We start from the raw sequence: 23,973 nt of genomic DNA, 5'->3' as shown, positions 1-23,973 counted from the left end.
TTACCATTCGTTTACTTTATTGGCATCTAGCTTTAAAAACACAAAAAGTAAAATTGTAAACGCCCATAAACTTGAACCACCATAAGAAAAGAAAGGTAAGGGCACGCCAATTGTGGGAAATAGTTTGATTAACATGGTGATGTTTACAAACACATGCGTAAATAAGATAGAAGCAACGCAGTAGCCATATATCCTACTAAATTTTGTTTTTTGTTGTTCGGCTAAATAGATAATGCGTAAAAGTAAGGCTACAAATAAAAGAATAACTACTGCACAGCCCACAAAGCCCCATTCTTCGCCAACGGTTGTAAAAATATAATCGGTATGCTGTTCAGGAACAAATCCACCTTTAGTTTGCGTACCTTCCATAAAACCTTTACCAATAAGTCCACCAGAACCAATCGCAATCATTGATTGATTTAAATTATAACCTTCATTTTTTAAATCGACAGTATCACTAAATAAAACATTAATTCGGTCTTTTTGATGTGGCTCTAAGATGTTGTTGTAGACAAAATCAACTGAAAGCACAAAGCTAGTAGCAGCAATAAAAACAATTAAATAAGCTAGTGGTATTCGATTCATTCTTCGGGCTCTTAAATAATGAAGAATCATCAAAATTAATATAGCAATAATTAGGTAAATAGGCTGAATGAGTAATGCCGCAAAAAATAAAACAACTGCTGCAAATCCAGACCACAAATACCATTCTGGCAATCCTTCACGATTTAAAACTAAAAATAAAGAAAAGAAAATCATGGCACTTCCTGCATCCGGCTGCATCATAATCAACAAAACCGGTAGGCCGATAATTCCAAAAGCAATGAGTTGATGGTTCGTGTTTTTTAAAAAAACTTGCGAATCACTCAAGTATTTGGCTAAGATTAGAGATGTCGCCGTTTTGACAAATTCTGAAGGTTGAAAACCAAAAGAACCTAATCCATACCAGTTGGTTTGACCCTTTACTGTTTTTCCAAATACAAAGAGTCCAAGTAAAAGTATAATTCCCAAAATATAGAAAACGAATGAAAACTTCTCATATATTTTGGCATCAATAGTTAAAATAATCGTGATTAAGGGAATGGTTAATAAGATAAAAATCAACTGTTTGCCGTAATAATCGCCAAAATCAAAATCAGTAAATTCAACTGGAATAGAAGTTGAAAAAATATTTAACCAACCCATCAAAACCAAAATAGTGTACATTAATACAGTTATCCAGTCTAAGTTATTGACTACACTTTGATTTTTCATTATTTATTAATTGAAAAAGGTTGCCCACTTATTACTTTAGCATATTCGCTTTCTAAACTCGATTCTAACATTCGTTTTTCAAGGTCTGTTCGGGTAATTTTACCTTTAATGTATTTTTCAATCATCAAACTAGAAATTGGTCCCGCAATTCGAGCTCCCCAATAACCATTTTCTACAAAAACGGCAATCGCAATTTTTGGGTCGTCTTTTGGTGCAAAAGCCACAAAAATAGAATGGTCGGTAAGTTGTACTCGTTTTCCGTCAATTTTTGTAAAATTTTCTGCGGTACCTGTTTTTCCACAAATATCAATGCCTTCGACTTTCAAACGAGAAGCGGTTCCTATATTGTAAACATCAAACAAACCTTGAATAACTGGCGGAAAATATTGTTGGTCTACCGTAGTTTGTCGTTTAGTAGTGTATTTTTTGTCAATGGTATGATCTTTTATTTTTTTGATGATGTGAGGCGTATAATAATAACCTTGATTTGCTACAGCACACATGACGTTACACAATTGAATTGGCGTCATTAACACTTCCCCTTGACCAATTGAATTAGAAATAATCGTGGTGCTTTTCCATCCGCCAGCAGAATAATATTTATTGTATAACTTAGAAGTGGGTACATTCCCTCTTCTTCCAGGAGGTAAGTCATATCCCATAAAATCGCCCAATCCAAAACTTTTTAAATGATTGCTCCACACATCCACACCATCTGCAGGATTTGGGTATTTTTGGATTGTTTTCATGTAAATATTTGCAAAATAGGTATTACAGGATTTATAAATACCATCTCGCAATTGAGACGGGCCCGAATCGTGGCATTTCATAAACCGATTTCCATAGCTAAAACCTCTTCGACACATAAAAGAAGTTTGCTCATCAATTACTTCTTCTTGTAAAGCGATAAGAGCCGTTAGAATTTTAAAAGGTGAGCCTGGCGGATATTCTGCAAGCAATCCTCTGTCATACAGTGGTTTGGCAATACTGTCGTTATACAGTGCCGTATAGTTTTTAGATCGTTGTCTGCCAACTAATAAAGCAGGGTCATAGGTTGGGGCAGAAACTAAAGCTAAAATCTCACCCGTTTTAGGTTCGATAGCAACAATTCCGCCACGTTTATTTTGCATGAGTAATTCGCCATACTTTTGCAATTCGGCATCTAACGATAGTGTAATGTCATCCCCTTGTTTTGATAAAGTATCGTAAATTCCTTCTTTATAGGGGCCAATTTCACGATTAAATTTATCTCGTTGAATGTATTTTACGCCTTTTTGACCACGTAAAAATTCTTCGTAATATTCTTCAACGCCTTGTTTTCCAATTAAATCACCACTTTTATAGTAAGGATTTTTTTCAATTATAGAAGGATTTACTTGGGTGATAAATCCGAAAACATTGGCTCCTGCATTTATTTGATAATCGCGTAAGGATCGCTTTTGAATATAAAAACCTTCAAATTTTCTTATTTTTTCTTGAAAAGCAGCATATTCTTTTTTGTTCAATTGGGGTAAAAAAACAGAAGGTAGTCGCGGACTATAAATTGTAGCTTTTTTAATTTTTTTATTAAATTCTGCACGGGTGATGCTTAATAGCTCGCAAAATTTTAAGGTATCCAAATTTTTAATTTCTCTCGGCACCACCATAATGTCATAAGAAGGTTGGTTCGCTACAATTAATTTGCCATTTCTATCATAAATATATCCTCGTTCAGGATATTCATAAACAATTTTAATAGCGTTATTTTCAGATTTCAATTTATATTCATCATCAATAATTTGCAAGTAGAAGAGCCTCGCCAATACAACAAGGGTTACAATGATAATTAATGAAGGTAATATTGCTTTTCTCAATTTTTAGAAGGCTTAAACAAATAGATGAGTATAATACAAAGGGCCAAGGTAAAGATAGTACTCAGAATCGTTCGAAGCAAAATATTCCAGAAAAAACTGAAACGGAATATTTCCAATAAAAATAAAATAAGGTGATGCGTCAAAACAGAAATTAAAATAAACGAAAAACGTTCCGGGGTGAGGCGGTCATTAATTTTTACGGTTTGGTATTCATAACTCAACCCAAAAGAAAACTTAAAAAAAGTGGGTCTAAGATAAGCCAATGTCACGCAAGCAGCAGCATGCACTCCGCCAGAGTTGCTAAACATATCCATGCTAATTCCCAATAAAAAACTAGCTAACAATAAACCGTTTTTATTTCCATTTACTGGATATAACAAGATAAATAGAATATAGGGATAAGGATTGACGAAGCCAAATAAGTTAATTTTATTGAATACAGCTACTTGAGCTAGAATCAATAAACTGAATCGGATGATATTTAAAATAACAGCACTATTCATCTTTTGTTAATGCTTCAAGTTCGAGTACTTCTTTGCGGTCTTGATTTTCAATAATATAGATATGACCTAAACTAGTCATATCATTGAATAATTTGATGTCTATCGTAAAATAATTGGTTTTGTCATCCGTATAAATCTTATGAATGGTTCCGATATTGATATTTTCTGGAAAAATAATAGATTGTGCACCGGTAACAATAGTATCGCCTTTTTTGACAGTGGCTAATCTTGGAACGTCAATTAATTGAACAAAACCAGTGCTTTTTCCGTTCCAAGTCAGCGTTCCAAAATGACTTGTTTTTTTAATTTTAGCATTGATTTGTGATTTCACATTTAGCACACTAATCACCGTTGCATAATTTTTAGAGGTATGTTCTATAATTCCAATGATTCCTTTACTATTCAAGACGCCCATATCGGGTTTTACCCCTTTTAAACTTCCAGCATTAATAGTCAAAAAGTTTTCGGGTACCGTATAAGAATTGTTGATGATTTTAGATTGGATTACTTTATAGTTTCCAAAATTGCTCATCATTTCTTTGTCAATAATTTTAGTGGTGTCTTTGATGTTAAAAAGTAAGCTCTTTAAACGGGCATTTTCAGATGCTAAACCTTCATTTTCGTCTTTAAGATTTAAGTATTCGTTTACGGAATTGATGCGTTCATAAACATTTCCGGTCACAAAATTAGCAGAAGAAATGACTTTGCTTCTATGAAAAGAATGCGATTGAATAGTTAAACTTAAGGAAAGCACTAAAAGCAGCAAAAACAGTAACCTAGTACTGTTTTTAAATATATAAACAAATAGTTGCTGCATAATTCAGTGATTCAAATGCGTAATTCCGTGAGTTGAAAAGAGGCGGATTAGCCCTATTATTTAATTAAAATACTTCTGAATCGGGTAATGTTTTTCAATGCTATTCCTGTTCCTCGAACAACGGCACGCAATGGGTCTTCTGCAATATATACAGGTAAGTCTGTTTTTAATGAAATTCGTCTATCTAATCCTCTCAACATCGAGCCTCCGCCTGCTAGGTAGATTCCGGTGTTATAAATATCCGCAGCTAATTCTGGCGGTGTTTGAGAAAGAGTTTCCATAACCGCATCTTCAATTCGTTGGATAGATTTGTCCAAGGCTTTTGCAATTTCTCGATAAGAAACATCTACTTGTTTTGGCTTTCCAGTTAACAAATCACGTCCTTGAACAGACATTTCGTCTGGTGGTGTATCCAAATCTTCTATGGCTGCACCGATTTCAATTTTTATTTTTTCAGCGGTGCTTTCACCCACAAATAAGTTATGTTGGGTTCGCATATAATAGATAATGTCATTGGTAAACACATCTCCAGCAATTTTTACCGATTTATCACAAACAATTCCGCCTAAAGCGATAACAGCAATTTCGGTAGTTCCTCCACCAATATCAACAATCATATTTCCTTTGGGTTGCATGATGTCCACACCAATTCCAATAGCTGCTGCCATGGGTTCATGAATCAAATAAACTTCTTTTCCATTAACCCGTTCACACGATTCTTTTACCGCTCGCATTTCTACTTCTGTAATTCCAGAAGGGATACAAACTACCATTCGCAAAGCGGGAGTGAACAAGCGTTTTTTTAAAGCAGGAATACTTTTAATAAACATACTAATCATTTTCTCAGAAGCATCAAAATCGGCAATAACACCGTCTTTTAATGGTCTGATGGTCTTTATGTTTTCATGCGTTTTTCCTTGCATTAAGTTGGCTTCCTTTCCAACGGCAATAATTTTTCCAGAAATACGATCGCGAGCTACAATTGAGGGTGAGTCAATCACAACTTTGTCATTATGAATAATCAAAGTATTTGCGGTTCCAAGGTCAATGGCAATGTCCTCGGTCATGAAATCAAAAAATCCCATACGTATGTTTATGGTTAAAGAGGTTTATAAAATAATTAACGTACAAAGGTAAAAAAATTAATGTTTAAAATGACGTATTCCTGTAAATACCATTGCAATTTTATTTTCATTGCAATAGTCTATGCTTAATGTGTCTTTAATAGAGCCTCCCGGTTGAATTACAGCTGTAATTCCCGCATGATGAGCAATTTCCACGCAATCAGGAAATGGAAAAAAAGCATCACTTGCCATGACAGCACCTTTCAAATCAAATCCAAAAGCAGTTGCTTTTTCAATTGCCTGACGTAAGGCATCCACCCGCGAGGTTTGTCCTGTTCCTGAGCCAAGTAATTGTCCGTTTTTAGCAAATACAATTGTGTTGGATTTAGTGTTTTTACAAATTTTAGAGGCAAAAAGTAAATCGTCAATTTCTTGTGAGGTTGGGGCACAAGTAGTAACGTTTTTTAATCCTTCTTTAGTATCGGTAATCGTATTTTTATCTTGAATTAATAATCCGTTTAAGCAAGTTCGTATTTGTTGCGTGGGTAATTCTACTTGATGTTGCACTAAAATGATTCGGTTTTTCTTTTCAGATAAAATTGCAATTGCTTTTTCATCAAAAGAAGGTGCAATCACCACTTCGCAAAAAAGTTGGTTGATTTCAATCGCGGTAGCCGCGTCAATTTTTCCATTGGCAATCAAAACGCCGCCAAAAGCAGAGGTTGGATCACCTGCTAATGCTGCTAAATAGGCTTCTCGCATAGTTTTTCGGGTAGCCAAACCACAAGCGTTATTGTGTTTTAAGATGGCGAAAGTTGGCTCGTTGGTTTTGAATTCTAAAATTAAATTAACAGCCGCATCTACATCTAGTAAATTATTATAGGAAAGTTCTTTGCCGTGCAATTTGGTAAACATCGAATCGAATTCACCAAAGAAAAAACCTTTTTGGTGTGGGTTTTCACCATAACGTAAAACTTGACCCTCGCTGATGCTGGTTTTAAAAATAGTTTCGTCTGTATTGAAATAATTAAAAATTGCGGTATCGTAATGAGAAGACACATGAAAAGCTTTTGTCGCTAAAAGTCTTCGCTGTTCACTAGTTGTAGCCCCATTTTGAGTTGTAATTAATTCTAACAAATAAGTATATTCATTGACTGAAGCAACAATGACGGTATCTTTAAAGTTTTTGGCAGCAGCCCGAATTAATGAAATTCCACCAATATCAATTTTTTCAATAATGTCTGTTTCTGAAGCACCTGAGGCAACCGTCTTCTCAAAAGGATATAAATCTACAATTACCAAATCCAATTGCGGAATTTCAAATGCTTTCATTTCTTCCACATCTTTTGGATTGTCTTGACGATTTAAAATTCCTCCAAAAACTTTAGGATGTAGGGTTTTAACGCGGCCTCCTAAAATAGAAGGATAAGAGGTTACTTCTTCGACAGGAACTACGGGGATGCCTAAATTTTTAATGAATTCTTCTGTTCCGCCGGTAGAATAAAGCGTGACATTTTGTTGGTGTAGTTGTTTTACAATAGGCTCTAATCCTGTTTTGTCGAATACAGAAATCAAAGCAGATTGAATCGTTTTTGTTGTTGTCATGTTGTTGTAGTTAGGAAAGTGCAAAAGTACTATTTGTATACCTAAGAATCAAAGTAATTTATGATTTGTTTAGGTACTATTTTATACTATTTTTAAAATAAAAAAGGAATCAAAAAAAATCTTTTGCGATGGGTTTTTTATCTCACACGATTTTTTATAAAATGAATTCGGTTAAAATTAACAAGCTATTTTCTGTAACAAATTAAAAAATAAACGTCCAATTAGTATCTTTACCAGAATAAAAAAATTATGCTACTCTATTTTCGATTATTAAAAGAAAGTTTCAGTTTTGCAATGAATGCATTGCGAAACAACAAGTTGCGTACTTTTTTGTCACTTCTAGGCGTCACTATTGGAATTTTTTCCATCATTGCTGTTCTTGCCGCGGTGGACTCGCTTGATCATAAAATTAAGGGAGATTTGGGCGATTTAGACAAAAACACAGTCTATTTGATGCGTTTTTCATTTGGTCCTTCTGAAATTCCACGTTGGAAAAGAGAACAATTTCCAGATGTAACGTATGAAGAATTCGATTATTTAAAAAAATCGTTAAATGGGGTGGATAAAATGGCTTTCAATTTATTTACAGCAAACGAAAATATTAAATTTGAAGACCGTACCGTTAGTTCAGTTCGTGTAACACCAACAACCGATGAATTTGTTGGAATTGATGGAATAAAAATTGATCATGGTCGTTTTTTTAACGAATCAGAATCTAATTCGGGAACGCCGGTAGTAATTTTAGGATTTGAAGTATCTAATGGTTTATTTGATTCTCCGGAACAAGCCATTGGAAAAAAAGTTCGGATGTACGGCCAACGATTTTTGGTTATTGGGGTCACTCAAAAACAAGGATTTTCTACTTTTGGCGATAGTCGTGACAACGCGGTTTTTATTCCGATGAATTTTATTCGAAGGCTATACGGTGAAAATAATGACAGAATCACTCCAGCCATTTTAATCAAACCTCAAAAAGGCATTGACATGGATGCCTTTAAAGGAGAAATAACTCAAAAACTTAGAAATTATAGAGGTGTAAAAACATCAGAAATAGATAACTTTTTTATCAATGTGCTTTCTGGATTTACAGACATGATTGATAATATTGTAGGACAAATGAACGTAGTAGGTTGGATAATATCGGGTTTTTCACTTTTGGTTGGCGGATTTGGAATTGCTAATATTATGTTTGTTTCTGTAAAAGAACGTACCAATTTAATTGGAATTCAAAAGTCGTTAGGAGCTAAAAATAAATTTATTTTATTTCAATTTTTGTTTGAAGCAGTCATTCTTTCATTTATTGGTGGTGTGATAGGGTTATTCCTGGTTTGGATTATTGCGATGGTTATGTCGAGTGTTTTAGATTTTGAGTTCATTTTGAGTTTTGGGAATATGCTTTTAGGGGCTAGTTTAGCTGGACTAATTGGGTTAATATCGGGAATTATTCCAGCGATAACGGCATCCAAATTAGATCCTGTAGAAGCAATTCGGAGCGGAATGTAGAAGTAAAAGTGCTTTTTAAATATAAAAAAATCCCGATTTCTCGGGATTTTCATTTTATCTAACTTCTTGATTTTGAATTAAATCAATATACAGATTTACTTTGTCTTTGAGATCTGACCGGTGAACGATAAAATCTAAAAAACCATGTTCCAACAAGAATTCTGAAGTTTGAAAGCCCTCAGGTAAATCTTTCCCAGTAGTGTCTTTTACTACTCGAGGACCAGCAAAACCAATTAAAGCACCCGGTTCGCCAATATTAATATCGCCTAACATGGCATAAGAAGCAGTTGTGCCTCCAGTTGTTGGGTCAGTACAAAGCGAAATGTACGGTAATTTTGCTTCCGCTAATTGAGCTAATTTTACAGAAGTCTTTGCTAATTGCATTAACGAATAAGCCGCTTCCATCATTCGTGCTCCACCTGATTTTGAAATCATCATAAAAGGAAGGTTGTTTTTAATAGCAAAATCAATTCCTCGAGAAATTTTTTCACCAACTACAGCACCCATGGAACCACCAATAAAGGCAAAATCCATACAACATACCACTAAATCTTTTCCTTTAGATTTTCCAACAGCCGTTCGAACAGCATCATTTAAACCTGTTTTAACCACGGCTTCTTTCAGTCGGTCAGCATATTTTTTAGTGTCTACAAAGTTCAACGGGTCTTTAGAGGTTATTTTTGCATCTAATTCTTTGAATTCATTGTTGTCAAACAAGATTTCAAAATATTCTTTACTTCCAATTCGTACATGAAAATCATCATCAGGACTCACCCAAAGGTTTTTGGCCAATTCATCTTGATCAATAATTTTTCCCGTTGGCGATTTATACCAAAGGCCTTTTGGCACATCTTTTTTGTCTTCTGTAGCCGTTTGAATTCCTTTTTCTGTTCTTTTAAACCAAGCCATAATTTTGTAGTTATGAATTAAAAGTTATGAGTTATGAATTAAAGTTTTTCTCTTTTAATTCATAACTCATAATTCATAATTTTTAATTTATAATGTGTTTACGTTATTTAAATCAGCAAAAGCTTGTTCTAGTCTTTTGTTGAAGGTTAATTCGCCTTCGCGTATCCATTTTCTTGGATCGTAATGTTTTTTGTTAGGAGAATCTGGTCCGTCTGGACTGCCAATTTGTGTGCGTAAATAATCGATTTTACTGGTCATATAGTCGCGAATACCTTCTGTGAAAGCAAACTGTAAATCGGTATCTATATTCATTTTAATTACACCATAAGTGATTGCTTCTCTAATTTCTTCTATAGATGAACCTGATCCGCCATGGAAAACAAAATCAATTGGGTTTTTACTAGTATTGAATTTTTGTTGTACAAAATCTTGTGAATTTTTAAGAATGATAGGTGTCAATTTCACATTTCCTGGTTTGTAAACACCGTGTACGTTTCCAAAAGCCGCTGCGATAGTAAAACGAGGACTAATTTTCATTAATTCTTCATAAGCGAAGCTCACTTCATCGGGTTGTGTATATAATTTTGAGCTGTCTACATCAGAGTTGTCTACGCCGTCTTCTTCACCTCCGGTTACCCCTAATTCTATTTCTAACGTCATTCCCATCTTGCTCATTCGAGCTAAGTATTCCTTGCAAATGTGAATGTTTTCTTCAATCGGTTCTTCGGATAAGTCAATCATGTGCGAAGAATAAAGCGGTTTTCCTGTTTCTGCAAAATGCTTTTCTGACGCATCGAGCAAACCGTCAATCCAAGGTAATAAGTTTTTTGCACAATGGTCTGTGTGTAAAATGACAGTTGCACCATAAGCTTCTGCTAAGGCATGAATGTGTTTTGCACCAGCAATTGCACCTAAAATTGCTGCTTTTTGACCCTCGTTTGAAAGTCCTTTACCAGCATTAAAAGCGGCACCTCCGTTAGAAAATTGAATAATCACAGGAGCATTTAATTTAGCTGCTGTTTCCATAACGCCATTAATAGAACTCGACCCAATTACGTTTACCGCAGGCAAAGCAAAGCCTTTTGATTTGGCATAATTGAAAATTTCTTGTACTTGATCTCCGGTTGCAACACCTGGTTTTATGTTATGAGCCATGTTGATTGTGTATTAGTTAAGACAACAAAAATAATAATTAAAAAAGGTTTAGTGAAATTATTAGGTATAAATTAGCTTATCAAAGTAAGTGTTTTTTATTTAATTATGAACAATAACGTTTTAGAACGGATAGTTTATCCCTACATTAAAGACGGAGTTGCTAAAGTTATACTCTTGAAACCAACGATCTCCACTTGCTTTTGCGGGATTGTAAGTTTTAAAACCAAAGTCAAAACGAGCCACCACAAAACCGAAATCATATCGAATTCCAAATCCAGAACCTACCGCAATATCTTTTAAAGAACTGAGTCCTGTGAATTGGGCTCCCGAAATATCAACGTTGTCTAAAAAGTTCCAAATATTACCAACATCCACAAACAATGCTCCACGCACTTGGCCAAAAACTTTAAATCGGTATTCGGTGTTAAAGGCGATTTTTAAGTTAGCATCATTAAAGTCATTTTGGGCATTACTACTTCCCGGACCCAAACTATATGGTTGCCAAGCTCGATTGTCGTTAGAGCCACCAGCAAAATAAGAACGTGAAAAAGGAATGTTTTGTGAATTTCCGTAAGGAATGGCCATTCCGATAAAAGCTCTTGAAGCAATCACACTGTTTTTTCGAAATTCAAAATGTTTGATGAATTCTACTTCCGTTTTTATGTATTGAGAATATTCTACATCAAAAATTGTTTTATTACCATTTGGACCTAATGGCTGGTTAGAAGCTCCAGAAAATAAGGATAAAACATTTCCGGCGGATTCAATTTTTGTTCTAAAAACTGCAAAATCATTATCTAAAATTCCTTTTTTGGAGGAAGTTGAATAATTAAAACTTGACGCTAAAATAAAGTTGTTTTCGGTTAATCTGTTTTTTCGATCATCAATATTTTTAATTTCGTTCATGTCTTCTGTTGAAGGAAAAATAGTTGGATTAGCACCTAATACATCATTTAAAAAACCATTGGTACCAGATTCAATTATTAAATCACCATCCGTATCATAATAAGTAGGATTCGCATCATAATTTTGTGAAACCGAATTTAAAGCATCATAGGAAGACCGATAAACGTTGAAATAGTTGCTCACATTGATGTTTTTCACATATTGAATATTAACCAAGTCAAAACTCAAAGAATTATTTCTTTTGGGAGTCCATTTATAATTAAAAGCACTTGTGAAATTTTCTTTATCTAATCCGATGTTCTTTTGCTTGGCAAAACCACCGCTAATTTGGGTGGAAGGCAGCATGTTTTTAGGAATAATCTTATCGGTGCTAAACGGAAATAAAATTCTAGGAAAACTAAGCTTGGCATCTAAACCAATTTCAGAAATATTGAAAAATTGATCATTCGGATTGGCAATATCTTGTGAAGAGCCTATGTTTCCTCTGGCTGAAATGTCAAATGTTTCCGCACCATTAAATACGTTTCTGATTCCTAATGATAGATTCGCCGTAATACCAAAATCTTGAATGTCAGAATGGGTTAAATCAATTGAAGGGGCCATCGTATATTTTTTTCTGGGACTCAGATAAATATTACTAATTAAGCTATTAGAAAGGCTGTCTTTTTTATTGACTTCATATAATATAGTTGGATAATTGAAAATCCTGAAATTAGATAAAGAACGTGAGGTTAAATTATTCCTTAAGTCGCTATAAACAGACCCTTTTGTGATAAAAATAGCATCCGTAATAGCTTTGGGCTTATATTTGAACTTGGACGAACTATAAATATTAAAATTGTTATAGGTAACTGTATCCGTAATTTTTACTTTGTTTTTTGAGTTCGGATTATCAGTATAAATGTTGACGTCACTAATTTTATAAATCTCAAACGGTTTCATTACTAATGAATCTCCAGAGCGATAAGAATAATTGCCAATCAATAAATTAATATTGGCTTTATTGCCTGTAGATATGGTATCAACATCGTAACTAATATAGTTTTGTTGAAAATTATAGACTCCGTTATTTCTAAAAAAAGCAGTTAATCGATTGCGTTCTTCTTCAAAGTTGGCCGAATTATAGCGTTCTCCTTTTTTTATTAAAGAATTTTTCTCGGTTATAAGATATAATGAATCTAAGTCAGGAGAATCTATTTTTCTGCTAATGCTATCAATAACATAAGCAGTGCCCAGCGTAACGGTATAGGTTGATTTTACTTTTTTTAATCCAACTGAATCTGTTTTAGCTTCTGCTTTTACTTTAAAATAACCTTCATTAAAATAATAAGATTGCAGTTTGTATAAGGTTTTTTTAGTTCTGCTATCGTCAATGATAACTGGTGGTTCCCCTGTTTTTTTTAGAAATTTATGAACGCCACTGTGCCAAAAAGATTCGCCTAAACGATAAACTTGTTTCTCAGATAAGAGTTTTGATAATCGTTTAAATCGGAGGGTGTCTTTAATAAATTTTTCTGCAAAAAGCGAATCCGGATTGGGTTGAGCCCAATTGTACACGTATAAACTTAGTGGGCGTCTTAAGAATTGCGTATTGGGTTTTTGTACAATTAAATTCGTAACTTCTTCTGTTTTAACTTTTCGGCCATCTACCAATAGTTCTGTTTCAACGAGTAGATTTTTACCGTCTGGAACTCTTTTGATAGCATTACAAGCATAGAATAATAAAGCTATTACAATTATAAATGATATTTTTGCAGTGATTCTTTTCAAAGGAGTAACAAATTTAATTCAAAAGTACATTTTTTTATGCTTAGTAAAAATCAAATTAAACGAATTACGAGTTTACATCAAAAAAAGTATAGAAATGAAGCCCAGCTTTTCATTGCAGAAGGAATTAAAGTCATCGAGGAATTATTTTTGGCTGGCTTTGAAGCCGAATTTTTCTTCACAACAAATTCTGCATTAAATGCGGTAGCAACTTTTGTTCCAGAACTAATTTCTACAGCTGATCTATCAAAGATAAGTTGTTTAAAAACGCCAAACGATTGTTTAGCGGTTTTTAGAATGCCAAAATCAAAAGTGATGGACCTAAGTGGTTTAGTTGTTTGCTTGGACGCTATTCGAGACCCTGGAAATTTAGGCACAATTATTCGTTTATGTGATTGGTTTGGGGTTGAACAGTTGGTGTGTTCTACAGAAACTGTTGACCTTTATAATCCGAAAGTTATTCAAGCAACAATGGGCTCTATCAGTCGAGTAAATGTGATTTATACCGATTTAAATGTCTTTTTAAAAGAAACTTCTTTACCTATTTATGGTGCTTTTATGGATGGAAAAAACGTCTATGAATCGTCACTTTCTACCAATGGAATTTTGGTTTTAGGGAATGAAGCGAATGGTATAAGTGACCTTATAGCTTCTAAAATTACTTCAAAAATTAGTATTCCTCGTTTTGGTAATATCCAAAAAGCCGAGAGCTTAAATGTCGCAACAGCTACGGCTATTTTATTAAGCGAATTTCGAAGAACAAATTAATGAAAGGTGAAATTGATAAAAATCCCACGCGTTTGCATGGCGTCAACGGATGAAGTCCACGGACTATTCGGGTCATTATCTCGAATTAATTCGTCATTTAGACTAAAAACACCACGAATGGAAGGGGAAAATTTAAAGTATTCCAAATAAAAATCAATCCCAAAACCTACTTCATAATAATTAGTCCATTTATTCATCCGAAACCGATTGTTTGAATTATCGTCTGTCGAATTGGCATTACTTGATAAGTTAATTGATGTTGAAACTCCGCCAACTAAAAAAGGACGAATATTCCCTGTTCGTAAAGAAGAAAATTTTAGCAGTAAAGGAAAAAAGATATAAGTCGACTTTACTTGTCGAACGGCATCAAATTGATTGTCAAAACCCGGAAAAGTAAGGTCTCTTTGCGTGTAATACAAGCCAGGTTCAAAGCGTAAGTTGATGTAATCATAAAGTCGTAAATCACCTACTAATCCAACATTGAATCCGATTGAAGTATTTACTAAAATCTCATCAGTTGGAATGTTTTGATCAATCTTAAAATCTAAAGAATTGAATCCTAGAAAATAACCCCAATAAACGCGTTGTTTGTCAAAATTTTCTAAGTTAACAATCGGGTCTTTACCAAAAACACCACTGAATTGGGCATTGGATTGTAGACTTAATAGTAGTATGAAAAGAAAGCTAAATTTTTTCATTTTATTTTTTAGATGCTGCATAGATAGTTGCTACCCCAAATGTTTGTGGATTTGATTCTACGTCTATAAACCCAATTTTTCTCAAAATATTGTTTAAAGCTTCTCCATAAGGAAAAACAGAAGCAGATTCTGAAAGGTATTGGTAAGCAGAATCATCTTTTGAAAAAATTCTACCTATTAAAGGTAAGATGTTTTTAGAATAAAATTGATAACCTTGTTTAAACGGAAATTTTTCAGGAACAGATGTTTCTAATATCACAAAAATTCCGTTTGGTTTTAAAACACGTAAAATTTCTGCTAATCCTTTTTCTAAAGTTTCAAAATTCCGAACCCCAAAAGCAACGGTAATTGCATCAAAGGAATTGTCTTCAAAAGGCATTTTTTCTGAATCGCCTAAAATCATTTCAATTTTATTGGATAATTTTTTTTCTGCAATTTTTTTTCTGCCTACTTCAAGCATTCCAGCAGAAATATCTAAGCCTACAATTTTAGACGCTCCTGATTCCGACATTAAAATGGCTAAATCACCAGTTCCAGTTGCAATGTCTAAAACAGAAGTTGGGTTTTTAGATTTTACTATTGCTAACACTTTTTTCCGCCATTTTATATCTGTTCCAAAAGAAATAACCCGATTTAATCCATCATAATTTCCTGAAATGGCATCAAACATTTGAGCTACTTGTTCTTTCTTTCCAAGCGTAGAATCTTTATAAGGAGTGATATTTTTAGTCATGCACAAAATTTTAGGCAAATATAAACTATTCTCTTGCTTCTAACAAGTAGGATAGAAGATATAGTGTTTAATCTTTTTAAAATAAAATTAAACAAAATATCCCTAAATTTAGGGATATTGCAAAAACCCCTAAAAATAGGTATTGTACAAGTGGTTGATAATATGCAATTTTACATTATGAATCAACTGTTTACTATTATGTTATCGAGAGTGTTAAAAGCGGAAATAAAATGGATACTACTGGCACTAGTCATCACATTTCTTCTTGTTAGCATTATCAACAATTTCGCTTTTTTAAGCGGAATTGAAGTTGGGGTGCCACAAACGTTCTTAGGGTTAAATTTGTTTTTGGAAATTTTAGTTTTTTTCGCTTTTAGTACCTTTGTGGTATTTGGTATTAAAGGCTTCTTTGAGATGTATTCTCAAAGGTTTGCTAATGTCATTATCTTCATTTCTGGAGTGTTTTTGGCAGTAGTGATTTTTATATTAAGTTATCAGATATTGCTGCTTGAATAAGCTTATTCTCGAAACTAAAAACATTGGTTCTAAACATCTCGAATTTTCGAGATGTTTTTTTTTATTTTCTAATGAATGTTTGATAGGTAAAATCTACTGCATGTTTTTCGTCTTTCGGATGATATTCTTCCTGAATGAGGAGCCATTTGTCAGGATTAATTTCCGGAAAATAAGTGTCGGCATCAAAAGATTGATGCACGCGAGTTAATTCAATTTTATCTGTAAAAGGCAATGCTTGTTTATATATTTCACCACCTCCAATAATAAAAGCATCTTGGTTTTTTGGTATAAGTGATAATGCTTTTTCGAGGCTAGATGCAACTAAACATCCGTCAAACTGGTACTCTTTTTGACGAGTTATAATAATGTGTAAACGATTTGGAAGCGGTTTAGGAAAACTTTCAAACGTTTTTCTTCCCATAATAATGGGATGTCCAGAAGTTAAGTTTTTAAATCGCTTAAAATCATCGGGCAAATGCCAAACTAAATCGTTGTCTTTGCCCAAGGCATTATTTTCTGCCGCAGCAGCAATCATAATAATCATGCGTGTTTATTTTAAATCATTTTCAATTTTTTGTTCTAATTGCTTGATTCGTTGTTCTTGTTTTGCGACTAATCGATTAATCTGTTCTCTCTCCCAAGTTTTATTCATAAATCGGTCGGTGATATACACCTTTATAAAATGAAGAATGAAAAGGAAAAACCAAATAGTTATCGTCCAAAGATACCATCCTTGAAACGGGTGCATGTTAAAAAAACGTTCTGCTAAAAACAAAAACAAACTTCCAATTAAAAACAAAACAAAATGATAATACAGTCTTTTCTTTTGTTTTAATCGTCTACGAGCATATTCATATTGCTCATGTTGATCTTTATCGATTTCCATAATTGATCTATTTTTTTGTTTTTAAAGGTAGTATTTTTTAAAAAAGAAAAAAATATTTTTACACATAATGGACTACGAAACCGTTTGACGGTTTTTATCTTTTAGTTTAAAGAGCTTTAAACTAATAATTTTTCTTTTTTTTTGGACTCTTTTTGTTAATATGATAAAAGTGATTCTAATGATTTGATATGTAACATTCTATTTGTTTCTTTGCAGCATAATATTAAAAATTAGATAGTTATGGCAATTAAGAAACAATTTATAAAAACAAAACCTGTTTGTAAAGTAACTTTTTCAATCGAGGCTAAAGAAGCTAAATCAGCAGCAGTAATTGGAGATTTTAACAATTGGAATCCCGCAGAAGGCGAATTAAGTAAGTTGAAAAACGGCACTTTCAAAGCAACTTTTGAATTGCCTGCTTCTAATTCGTATGAATTTCGTTATTTAGTAGACGGAGAATATGTGAATGAGGCAGAAGCAGATGCTTTTAAATGGAATGATTTTGCAGCTGCAGAAAATAGTGTGGTAGCTGTTTAAAACTTCTCAAAATAAAAAAAAATCCGTTTGAATCAACTTCAAACGGATTTTTTTTATTTTTAAATTGCTACAATTCCTTTTATATGTGGATGCGGGTCATAACCTTCTAAGGTGAAATCGTTAAAGTTAAAATCGAAAATATTTTTAATATCCGGATTTAAAATCATTTTTGGTAAGGATCTTGGCTCTCTAGATAATTGTAATTCCAATTGTTCCATATGATTATTATAAATATGTGCATCACCAAAAGTGTGAATGAAATCACCAACTTGTAAGTTGCAAACTTGGGCTACCATTAAAGTAAATAAGGCATAAGAAGCTATATTGAACGGAACACCTAAAAAAATATCGGCACTGCGTTGGTATAATTGACAGCTTAGTTTTCCGTCTGCTACATAAAATTGAAAAAATGCGTGACAGGGAGGAAGTGCGGCTTTTCCATTAGCTACATTCTCAGAAAATGATTTGGAAGTATCTGGTAAAACGGATGGATTCCATGCGGAAACCAACATTCTTCTACTATTTGGATTCGTTTTCAATGTTTCGATTAACTCTGAAATTTGATCAATTTCTTCATTATTCCAATTTCGCCATTGATGTCCGTAAACGGGGCCTAAATCGCCGTTTTCATCAGCCCATTCATCCCAAATCTTAACACCGTTTTCTTTTAAATAATCAATGTTTGTATCGCCTTTTAAAAACCAAAGCAATTCATATATAATCGATTTTAAATGTAATTTTTTTGTGGTAACCATCGGAAAACCTTCGCTTAAATCAAAACGCATTTGATAACCAAATACACTTTTGGTTCCTGTTCCAGTTCGGTCACCTTTTTGCGTTCCATTTTCTAAAACGTGTTTTACTAAGTCGTGGTATTGTTGCATTTTTTTAATTTAAATAGTTTGCATTTTTTTGTCAAGCTGAATTAGTCTTAACTCCTTCACTTTTTAATTTAGTTGAATGATAGTATTAAAAAATCAGAATCGAATTTGAAATAACAAAAGTGTTACCCAATAATCATTCCTGCAATGGTCGCAGACAGTAATGAAGCTAAACTTCCACCAATTACAGCTTTTAATCCAAATTCGGATAGTGTTTTTCGTTGACCAGGAGCTAATGAACCAATCCCTCCAATTTGTATTCCGATTGAAGCAAAATTGGCAAACCCGCATAACATATACGTCGCCATAATCACCGATTTGTCATACGTAAAATGAATCGCATTGGCGGTATTTTTTAATTCGGCCAATTGAATATAACCAACAAATTCAGAAGCGGCTAATTTAATTCCCAACAATTGACCCATGAGCATGATGTCTTCTTTTGCAACACCAATCAGCCACATTAAAGGAGAAAATACGATTCCTAAAACGGTTTCTAACGAGAATTGATCATACGGCGTATAGTTTGCAATAACTTCATTTAAACCAGACCAACTTCCAACCCAACCCAACGTCGCGTTAATCATAGCGATAAAGGCGATAAATACTAATAACATTGCAGCTACATTGGCCGCTAGCTTTAATCCCTCAGAGGTTCCGGTTGCAATGGCATCCAATATATTAGAGCCTATCTTTTCTTTGGAAACTTCAACTTCAGTATTTACATTTTCGGTTTGTGGATAAAGTATTTTAGAAACAACAATTGCACCTGGTGCAGCCATGACAGAGGCAGCCAAGAGGTGTTTGGCAAATTCTAATCGAAGCACAGGATCATTTCCGCCAAGGAAACCAATATAGGCGGCTAAAACGCCACCTGCCACCGTTGCCATTCCACCAACCATGACCAAAAGCATTTCACTTTTGTTCATTTTTTCGAGGTAAGCTTTAATCATTAAGGGAGCTTCGGTTTGACCCAAAAAGATATTTCCAGCAACGGAAAGGCTTTCTGCACCAGATATTCCTAATAATTTAGTGAGGAGCATCGCTAAACCTTTTACCACAATTTGAATGATGCCTAAATAAAATAATAAAGAGGTTAAGGCTGAAAAGAAGATAATTGTTGGCAAAACTTGAAACAAAAAGATGAAGCCAAAATTATCAACATTCATCATGCCACCCAATAAAAATTCGCTTCCCGCACGAGTAAAATCAAGAACATTAACAAATAAGCCACCAACAAATTCAAAACCAGCTTTAACAAAATCAACTTTTAATACGCCAATGGCTAAAATTAATTGAGCTCCAATTCCTATGCCAACTGTTTTCCAATTAATCGCTTTTTTATTGGCACTAAACACGTAAGCTAAGGCCAATAGCGAAAGCATACCCAAAATACCTTTCCAAATGCTGGTAAAAGAAAGACCTTGACTCACAATTAATTCCGATTTTGGATTAATTGGTTTGATTTTATTAGAAGAAAAAAACGAATAGGCTTTGTCTTTAGATTTTAAGGTCAAAACCGAATCAGATTTGGTTTCGATGGTAAACCGTTTTGTTGGAGCATCGGCACCATTTTCAAATAAAAAAAGATAATTGTCTTGAACCAAATAATCGCCTTTTTGAACGAGGCTATCAGAACTAATTTTTAAATCATAACCGCCTTCTTTTAATTCTAAATAGTCTGTTGTAGAAGCGTTGAGTTGCCATTTTCGCTCTAGTTCTTGAGCTTGTAAACCAAATACACACAATAAGGTTAAAGAAAACAGTAATATTTTTTTATACATTTTTTATAATGTTTTAGGTAGTCTTTCTTTTAAATTTAAGCACAATTTCTAGGATTCTTTTTTAGAGATTTCATCTCTAATTTTGGCTGCTTTTTCATAATCTTCCTGCTGTACCGCTTCATTTAACAATTCATAGAGTTCTTGGACTGTTTTGTTGCTGTAACTATCTTTGGAGACCAATTCTTCTTTGCCAAATGTTTCTGGTTCGGTTAGAATTTCTTCACTTTCAAATCCTTCTATATCCGAAGAATTTCCTTTTAAGTAGATTCCTGCTTTATCTAGAATGTTTTTATAAGTAAAAATCGAAGCATTAAATCGTAAAGCTAAAGCAATCGCATCGGAAGTTCGAGCATCAATAATCTCTTCAATTTTGTCTCGTTCGCAAATAATACTAGAATAGAAAACTCCGTCAACTAATTTATGAATAATGACTTGTTTGACCACAATATCAAAGCGGTCGGCAAAGTTTTTAAATAAATCGTGGGTGAGTGGTCTTGGTGGTTTTATGTCTTTTTCAAGGGCAATCGCAATTGATTGTGCTTCAAATGCTCCTATGACAATGGGTAGTTTTCGCTCTCCATCCACTTCATTTAGGATTAAAGCATAAGCCCCATTTTGGGTTTGGCTATAGGAAATTCCTTTTATGGCTAATTTTACAAGACTCATATGATATTGTGCAACGTGCTAAGTATGATAAACTTAGAGTAAATTAGTATTAAAAAATTGGGCTATCTAAACAAAGATACAACTATCTCCATTTAGACAGCCCAATAGGGGCACAATTTATAAAAAATTATGAATTTTGAGCTTTAAATTCTTTTAATTTTTGAGTTAATTTAGGAATAATTTCAAAAGCATCGCCCACGACTCCATAATCGGCTACTTTGAAAAAAGGAGCTTCGGGATCGGTATTGATAACAACTTTAACTTTTGAAGCATTAATTCCAGCAATATGCTGAATGGCTCCAGAAATTCCTATAGCAATATATAAGTTAGTAGCAACGGGTTTTCCTGTTTGACCTACGTGTTCGCTATGCGGTCGCCATCCTAAATCTGAAACAGGTTTAGAACAAGCAGTTGCTGCTCCAAGAACGGCAGCTAAATCTTCAATTAAGCCCCAGTTTTCAGGTCCTTTTAGTCCTCTTCCACCAGAAACAACAATTTCTGCATCCGCAATCGTTACTTTGCCTGTTACTTTTTCAACTTTTTCAATTTTCACAGCAAAATCCCCTTCGTTTAAATTTGGCGAAAAATCTTCTGTTGTAAGATTGGCATTTGTTTCAATAATACCGTAAGAGTTTTTTGCTAAACCAATTACTTTTACGTCTGTAGAAACTTCCGTAACGGTAAATGCTTTACTAGAAAAAGCATTTCTTTTTACTTGGAAAGGAGAAGTGCTTAATGGCAAACTAACCACATTAGAGGTATAGCCAGCTTCTAGTCCGATAGCAACAATAGGAGCAAGGTAAATACTGTCTGTAGAAGACGAAAGCACAATTACTTTAGCGTTTTCTTTTTGGGCGGCTTGTTTGATTACATCGGCATAAGCCTTCGCATTGAACGTGGCTAATTTATCGTTGGTAACTTTTAATACTTTGTCTACTCCGTATTTAGACAATTCAGAAACATCTCCTGCGTTAATGGTTACTGCAGTTAGGGTCGTGCCTAATGATTCTGCTATTTTTTTGGCATATGATGCTAATTCAAAAGCTACTTTTTTGAATTTTCCTTCTGCCGATTCTGCATATATTAATAATGACATACTGTTTATTTTTAATGTTGAAATTTACTATTGAATTAGATTACTTTCGCTTCGTTATGTAACAAATTAATTAATTCATCTAAGTTGTCTGCCGAAATTAGTTTTACAGCCGATTTTGGAGCAGGTTTCTCAAATTTTACAGCTTTAGTTTTTACATTGGCCTCCACAGGTTCAAGAACCGTTAAGGCTTTAGTTCGTGCGGTCATGATGCCCCGCATGTTTGGAATGCGTAAATCCTTTTCTTCCACCAAGCCTTTTTGACCTCCAATAACTAAAGGTAAAGAAGCAGATATTGTTTCTTTTCCACCATCAATTTCTCGAATTACAGTGGCACTTCCTTCATCAACTTTTATGTCGATACAAGCATTGACAAAGTTATAATCTAATAAACTGGCTACCATTCCAGGAACCATTCCACCATTATAATCTAGCGACTCTTTTCCGCAAATAATTAAGTCATATTGACCATTTTTAGCTACTTCGGCTAATTGTTTAGCAACATAAAAACCATCGGTTGGTGCAGCATTTACCCGAATAGCTTCATTTGCTCCAATAGCTAAGGCTTTTCGTAAAGTAGGTTCGGTATCTGGTCCGCCTACATTCACTACAGTAACCGTAGCTCCTTGTTGTTCTTGAATCCAAACGGCTCTGGTTAAACCAAATTCATCATTAGGGTTAATTACAAATTGAACGCCATTGGTATCAAATTCAGAATCACCGTTCACAAAATTGATTTTAGACGTAGTATCAGGTACGTGACTGATGCAAACTAATATTTTCATATAATAAAGTTATGATTATTTTAAGGTTACGAAAGTACAAATAAATTTTCTATATTTTATATGCATGCATACTAAATTTTCGCTAATATATCGTTTTCGTAGGGTTTGTTTTTAAAATTTATAGTCAAGTTCGCACAAATCAAAAAGTTTTAAAATAATTCAATTTTTAAAATTACTTTTTGAAATGCTATTTTGCTTGAGATTTTAGCTTGAAAATGATTAAAATTAATTATTTTTGCCTTTCGATTTAAAGATTTAAAGAAAAATTCGATATGAAAACAGTTCAATTTAGAGAAGCGATTTGTGAGGCCATGAGCGAAGAAATGCGTCGTGATGAAAGCATCTATTTAATGGGTGAAGAAGTGGCCGAATATAATGGAGCATATAAAGCTTCCAAAGGAATGTTAGATGAATTTGGGCCAAAACGAGTTATCGATACGCCAATTGCAGAACTTGGTTTTGCTGGTATTGCCGTTGGTTCAGCTATGAATGGTTGTCGGCCAATTGTAGAATTCATGACTTTTAACTTCTCGTTAGTTGGAATTGACCAAATTATAAATAATGCCGCTAAAATGCGACAAATGTCTGCTGGACAATTTTCTATGCCGATGGTTTTTCGTGGACCAACTGCTTCTGCGGGTCAGTTAGCTGCGACACATTCACAAGCTTTTGAAAGTTGGTTTGCCAATACGCCAGGTCTAAAAGTAGTCGTTCCATCGAATGCGTATGATGCAAAAGGCTTATTAAAATCGGCTATTCGTGATAATGATCCCGTAATTTTTATGGAATCAGAACAAATGTATGGTGACAAAATGGAAATTCCTGAAGGAGAATATACTATTCCATTAGGCGTTGCTGAAATTAAAAGAGAAGGAAATGATGTGACCATTGTTTCTTTTGGAAAAATCATTAAAGAAGCATATGAAGCGGCTGATGAATTAGCAAAAGAAGGAATTTCATGTGAAATCATCGACTTACGCACCGTTCGTCCGATGGATTACGATGCGATTCTGAAATCTGTTAAAAAAACAAATCGATTGGTAGTTTTAGAAGAAGCTTGGCCTTTTGCTAGTGTCGCTTCAGAAATTACCTACATGGTTCAGGAAAGAGCTTTTGATTATTTGGATGCTCCGATTCAACGCATCACAACAGCAGATACTCCCGCTCCTTTCTCACCCGTTTTGTTGAAAGAATGGTTGCCTAATTCTACTGATGTAATTAAGGCTGTCAAGAAAGTAATGTATAAATAATATAATTATCTACTATATTTGAAACTTCATCAACCTGTTT

At 33.9% G+C, this 23,973-nt stretch carries 22 protein-coding genes and 1 pseudogene; 5 read left to right on the top strand and 18 right to left on the bottom strand.

What is annotated here, in order from left to right:
• The 6 genes from rodA to purH are packed head-to-tail and all read right to left on the bottom strand — an operon-like array spanning position 1 to position 7,096.
• The gene (rodA, locus tag PHR76_RS01480; protein WP_300057647.1) at positions 1-1,254 is read right to left on the bottom strand and encodes a rod shape-determining protein RodA; all 1,254 of its coding nucleotides are present in this window, start codon (positions 1,252-1,254) and stop codon (positions 1-3) included.
• Positions 1,254-3,107 (bottom strand): penicillin-binding protein 2, encoded by a 1,854-nt coding sequence (gene mrdA / locus PHR76_RS01475; RefSeq protein WP_300057644.1) that lies wholly within the window; start codon positions 3,105-3,107, stop codon positions 1,254-1,256. The genes rodA and mrdA overlap by 1 nt, the downstream gene beginning before the upstream one ends.
• Positions 3,104-3,610, bottom strand: coding sequence for a rod shape-determining protein MreD (locus PHR76_RS01470; protein WP_300057641.1), 507 nt, complete (start codon positions 3,608-3,610; stop codon positions 3,104-3,106). Before PHR76_RS01470 ends, mrdA begins: the two co-directional genes overlap by 4 nt.
• The gene (gene mreC / locus PHR76_RS01465; protein ID WP_300057638.1) at positions 3,603-4,427 is read right to left on the bottom strand and encodes a rod shape-determining protein MreC; all 825 of its coding nucleotides are present in this window, start codon (positions 4,425-4,427) and stop codon (positions 3,603-3,605) included. The genes PHR76_RS01470 and mreC overlap by 8 nt, the downstream gene beginning before the upstream one ends.
• A gap of 56 nt (positions 4,428-4,483) precedes the next feature.
• Positions 4,484-5,512, bottom strand: coding sequence for a rod shape-determining protein (locus PHR76_RS01460; protein ID WP_300057635.1), 1,029 nt, complete (start codon positions 5,510-5,512; stop codon positions 4,484-4,486).
• Positions 5,513-5,569: 57 nt separating this feature from the next.
• A complete protein-coding gene (purH, locus tag PHR76_RS01455; protein ID WP_300057632.1) occupies positions 5,570-7,096 on the bottom strand; it encodes a bifunctional phosphoribosylaminoimidazolecarboxamide formyltransferase/IMP cyclohydrolase in 1,527 nt (508 codons plus the stop codon).
• A gap of 249 nt (positions 7,097-7,345) precedes the next feature.
• Between purH and PHR76_RS01450 the strand changes: the two genes are divergently transcribed.
• Positions 7,346-8,599 carry an ABC transporter permease gene (locus PHR76_RS01450; RefSeq protein WP_300057629.1) on the top strand — a complete coding sequence of 418 codons (1,254 nt, stop codon included), beginning with the start codon at positions 7,346-7,348 and terminating at the stop codon, positions 8,597-8,599.
• A 54-nt stretch (positions 8,600-8,653) separates the two neighbouring features.
• Here the strand turns inward: PHR76_RS01450 and accD are convergent, their stop codons facing one another.
• The 3 genes from accD to PHR76_RS01435 form a co-directional block, all read right to left on the bottom strand.
• Positions 8,654-9,508: an acetyl-CoA carboxylase, carboxyltransferase subunit beta gene (gene accD, locus PHR76_RS01445; RefSeq protein ID WP_300057625.1), complete on the bottom strand. Its 855-nt coding sequence runs from the start codon at positions 9,506-9,508 to the stop codon at positions 8,654-8,656.
• An 87-nt stretch (positions 9,509-9,595) separates the two neighbouring features.
• Positions 9,596-10,663, bottom strand: coding sequence for a class II fructose-bisphosphate aldolase (gene fbaA / locus PHR76_RS01440; protein ID WP_300057622.1), 1,068 nt, complete (start codon positions 10,661-10,663; stop codon positions 9,596-9,598).
• 120 nt (positions 10,664-10,783) lie between these two features.
• Positions 10,784-13,339 carry a BamA/TamA family outer membrane protein gene (locus PHR76_RS01435; RefSeq protein WP_300057619.1) on the bottom strand — a complete coding sequence of 852 codons (2,556 nt, stop codon included), beginning with the start codon at positions 13,337-13,339 and terminating at the stop codon, positions 10,784-10,786.
• A gap of 36 nt (positions 13,340-13,375) precedes the next feature.
• Between PHR76_RS01435 and PHR76_RS01430 the strand changes: the two genes are divergently transcribed.
• The gene (locus PHR76_RS01430) at positions 13,376-14,104 is read left to right on the top strand and encodes an RNA methyltransferase (RefSeq protein WP_300057617.1); all 729 of its coding nucleotides are present in this window, start codon (positions 13,376-13,378) and stop codon (positions 14,102-14,104) included.
• Here PHR76_RS01430 and PHR76_RS01425 read toward each other — a convergent pair.
• Together PHR76_RS01425 and ubiE are read right to left on the bottom strand one after the other, a co-directional pair.
• Positions 14,101-14,802: a porin family protein gene (locus PHR76_RS01425; protein WP_300057615.1), complete on the bottom strand. Its 702-nt coding sequence runs from the start codon at positions 14,800-14,802 to the stop codon at positions 14,101-14,103. The genes PHR76_RS01430 and PHR76_RS01425 overlap by 4 nt on opposite strands.
• A gap of 1 nt (position 14,803) precedes the next feature.
• Positions 14,804-15,535, bottom strand: coding sequence for a bifunctional demethylmenaquinone methyltransferase/2-methoxy-6-polyprenyl-1,4-benzoquinol methylase UbiE (ubiE, locus tag PHR76_RS01420; RefSeq protein WP_300057613.1), 732 nt, complete (start codon positions 15,533-15,535; stop codon positions 14,804-14,806).
• A 33-nt stretch (positions 15,536-15,568) separates the two neighbouring features.
• Between ubiE and PHR76_RS01415 the strand changes: the two genes are divergently transcribed.
• Positions 15,569-16,051 carry a hypothetical protein gene (locus PHR76_RS01415; RefSeq protein WP_300057611.1) on the top strand — a complete coding sequence of 161 codons (483 nt, stop codon included), beginning with the start codon at positions 15,569-15,571 and terminating at the stop codon, positions 16,049-16,051.
• 61 nt (positions 16,052-16,112) lie between these two features.
• On the opposite strand, the gene PHR76_RS01410 is transcribed toward PHR76_RS01415, so the two are convergent.
• Both PHR76_RS01410 and PHR76_RS01405 read right to left on the bottom strand, forming a co-directional pair.
• Positions 16,113-16,595 carry a dihydrofolate reductase gene (locus tag PHR76_RS01410; protein WP_300057609.1) on the bottom strand — a complete coding sequence of 161 codons (483 nt, stop codon included), beginning with the start codon at positions 16,593-16,595 and terminating at the stop codon, positions 16,113-16,115.
• A gap of 6 nt (positions 16,596-16,601) precedes the next feature.
• Positions 16,602-16,931 carry a 2TM domain-containing protein gene (locus PHR76_RS01405; protein ID WP_300057873.1) on the bottom strand — a complete coding sequence of 110 codons (330 nt, stop codon included), beginning with the start codon at positions 16,929-16,931 and terminating at the stop codon, positions 16,602-16,604.
• Positions 16,932-17,177: 246 nt separating this feature from the next.
• Between PHR76_RS01405 and PHR76_RS01400 the strand changes: the two genes are divergently transcribed.
• Positions 17,178-17,474, top strand: coding sequence for an isoamylase early set domain-containing protein (locus tag PHR76_RS01400; protein WP_300057607.1), 297 nt, complete (start codon positions 17,178-17,180; stop codon positions 17,472-17,474).
• A gap of 59 nt (positions 17,475-17,533) precedes the next feature.
• Here PHR76_RS01400 and PHR76_RS01395 read toward each other — a convergent pair whose 3' ends face one another.
• The 5 genes from PHR76_RS01395 to PHR76_RS01375 all read right to left on the bottom strand — a co-directional run bounded on the left by PHR76_RS01395 (position 17,534) and on the right by PHR76_RS01375 (position 22,683).
• Positions 17,534-18,358, bottom strand: coding sequence for a thymidylate synthase (locus PHR76_RS01395; protein ID WP_300057605.1), 825 nt, complete (start codon positions 18,356-18,358; stop codon positions 17,534-17,536).
• A gap of 122 nt (positions 18,359-18,480) precedes the next feature.
• Positions 18,481-20,139, bottom strand: coding sequence for a nucleoside transporter C-terminal domain-containing protein (locus tag PHR76_RS01390; RefSeq protein WP_300057603.1), 1,659 nt, complete (start codon positions 20,137-20,139; stop codon positions 18,481-18,483).
• Between the two features lie 48 nt (positions 20,140-20,187).
• Positions 20,188-20,805 (bottom strand): bifunctional nuclease family protein, encoded by a 618-nt coding sequence (locus tag PHR76_RS01385; protein ID WP_300057601.1) that lies wholly within the window; start codon positions 20,803-20,805, stop codon positions 20,188-20,190.
• Positions 20,806-20,932: 127 nt separating this feature from the next.
• The gene (locus PHR76_RS01380) at positions 20,933-21,901 is read right to left on the bottom strand and encodes an electron transfer flavoprotein subunit alpha/FixB family protein (protein WP_300057598.1); all 969 of its coding nucleotides are present in this window, start codon (positions 21,899-21,901) and stop codon (positions 20,933-20,935) included.
• A 35-nt stretch (positions 21,902-21,936) separates the two neighbouring features.
• Positions 21,937-22,683 (bottom strand): electron transfer flavoprotein subunit beta/FixA family protein, encoded by a 747-nt coding sequence (locus tag PHR76_RS01375; protein ID WP_300057596.1) that lies wholly within the window; start codon positions 22,681-22,683, stop codon positions 21,937-21,939.
• A 269-nt stretch (positions 22,684-22,952) separates the two neighbouring features.
• Here PHR76_RS01375 and PHR76_RS01370 point away from each other — a divergent pair.
• A pseudogene (locus PHR76_RS01370) lies at positions 22,953-23,933 on the top strand (pyruvate dehydrogenase complex E1 component subunit beta); the annotation flags it as partial.
• Between the last annotated feature and the right edge of the window lie 40 nt (positions 23,934-23,973).

This window comes from Flavobacterium sp. (genome assembly GCF_028689845.1).
Lineage (GTDB): Bacteria > Bacteroidota > Bacteroidia > Flavobacteriales > Flavobacteriaceae > Flavobacterium.
This window is presented reverse-complemented; position numbering and strand designations above follow the sequence as displayed.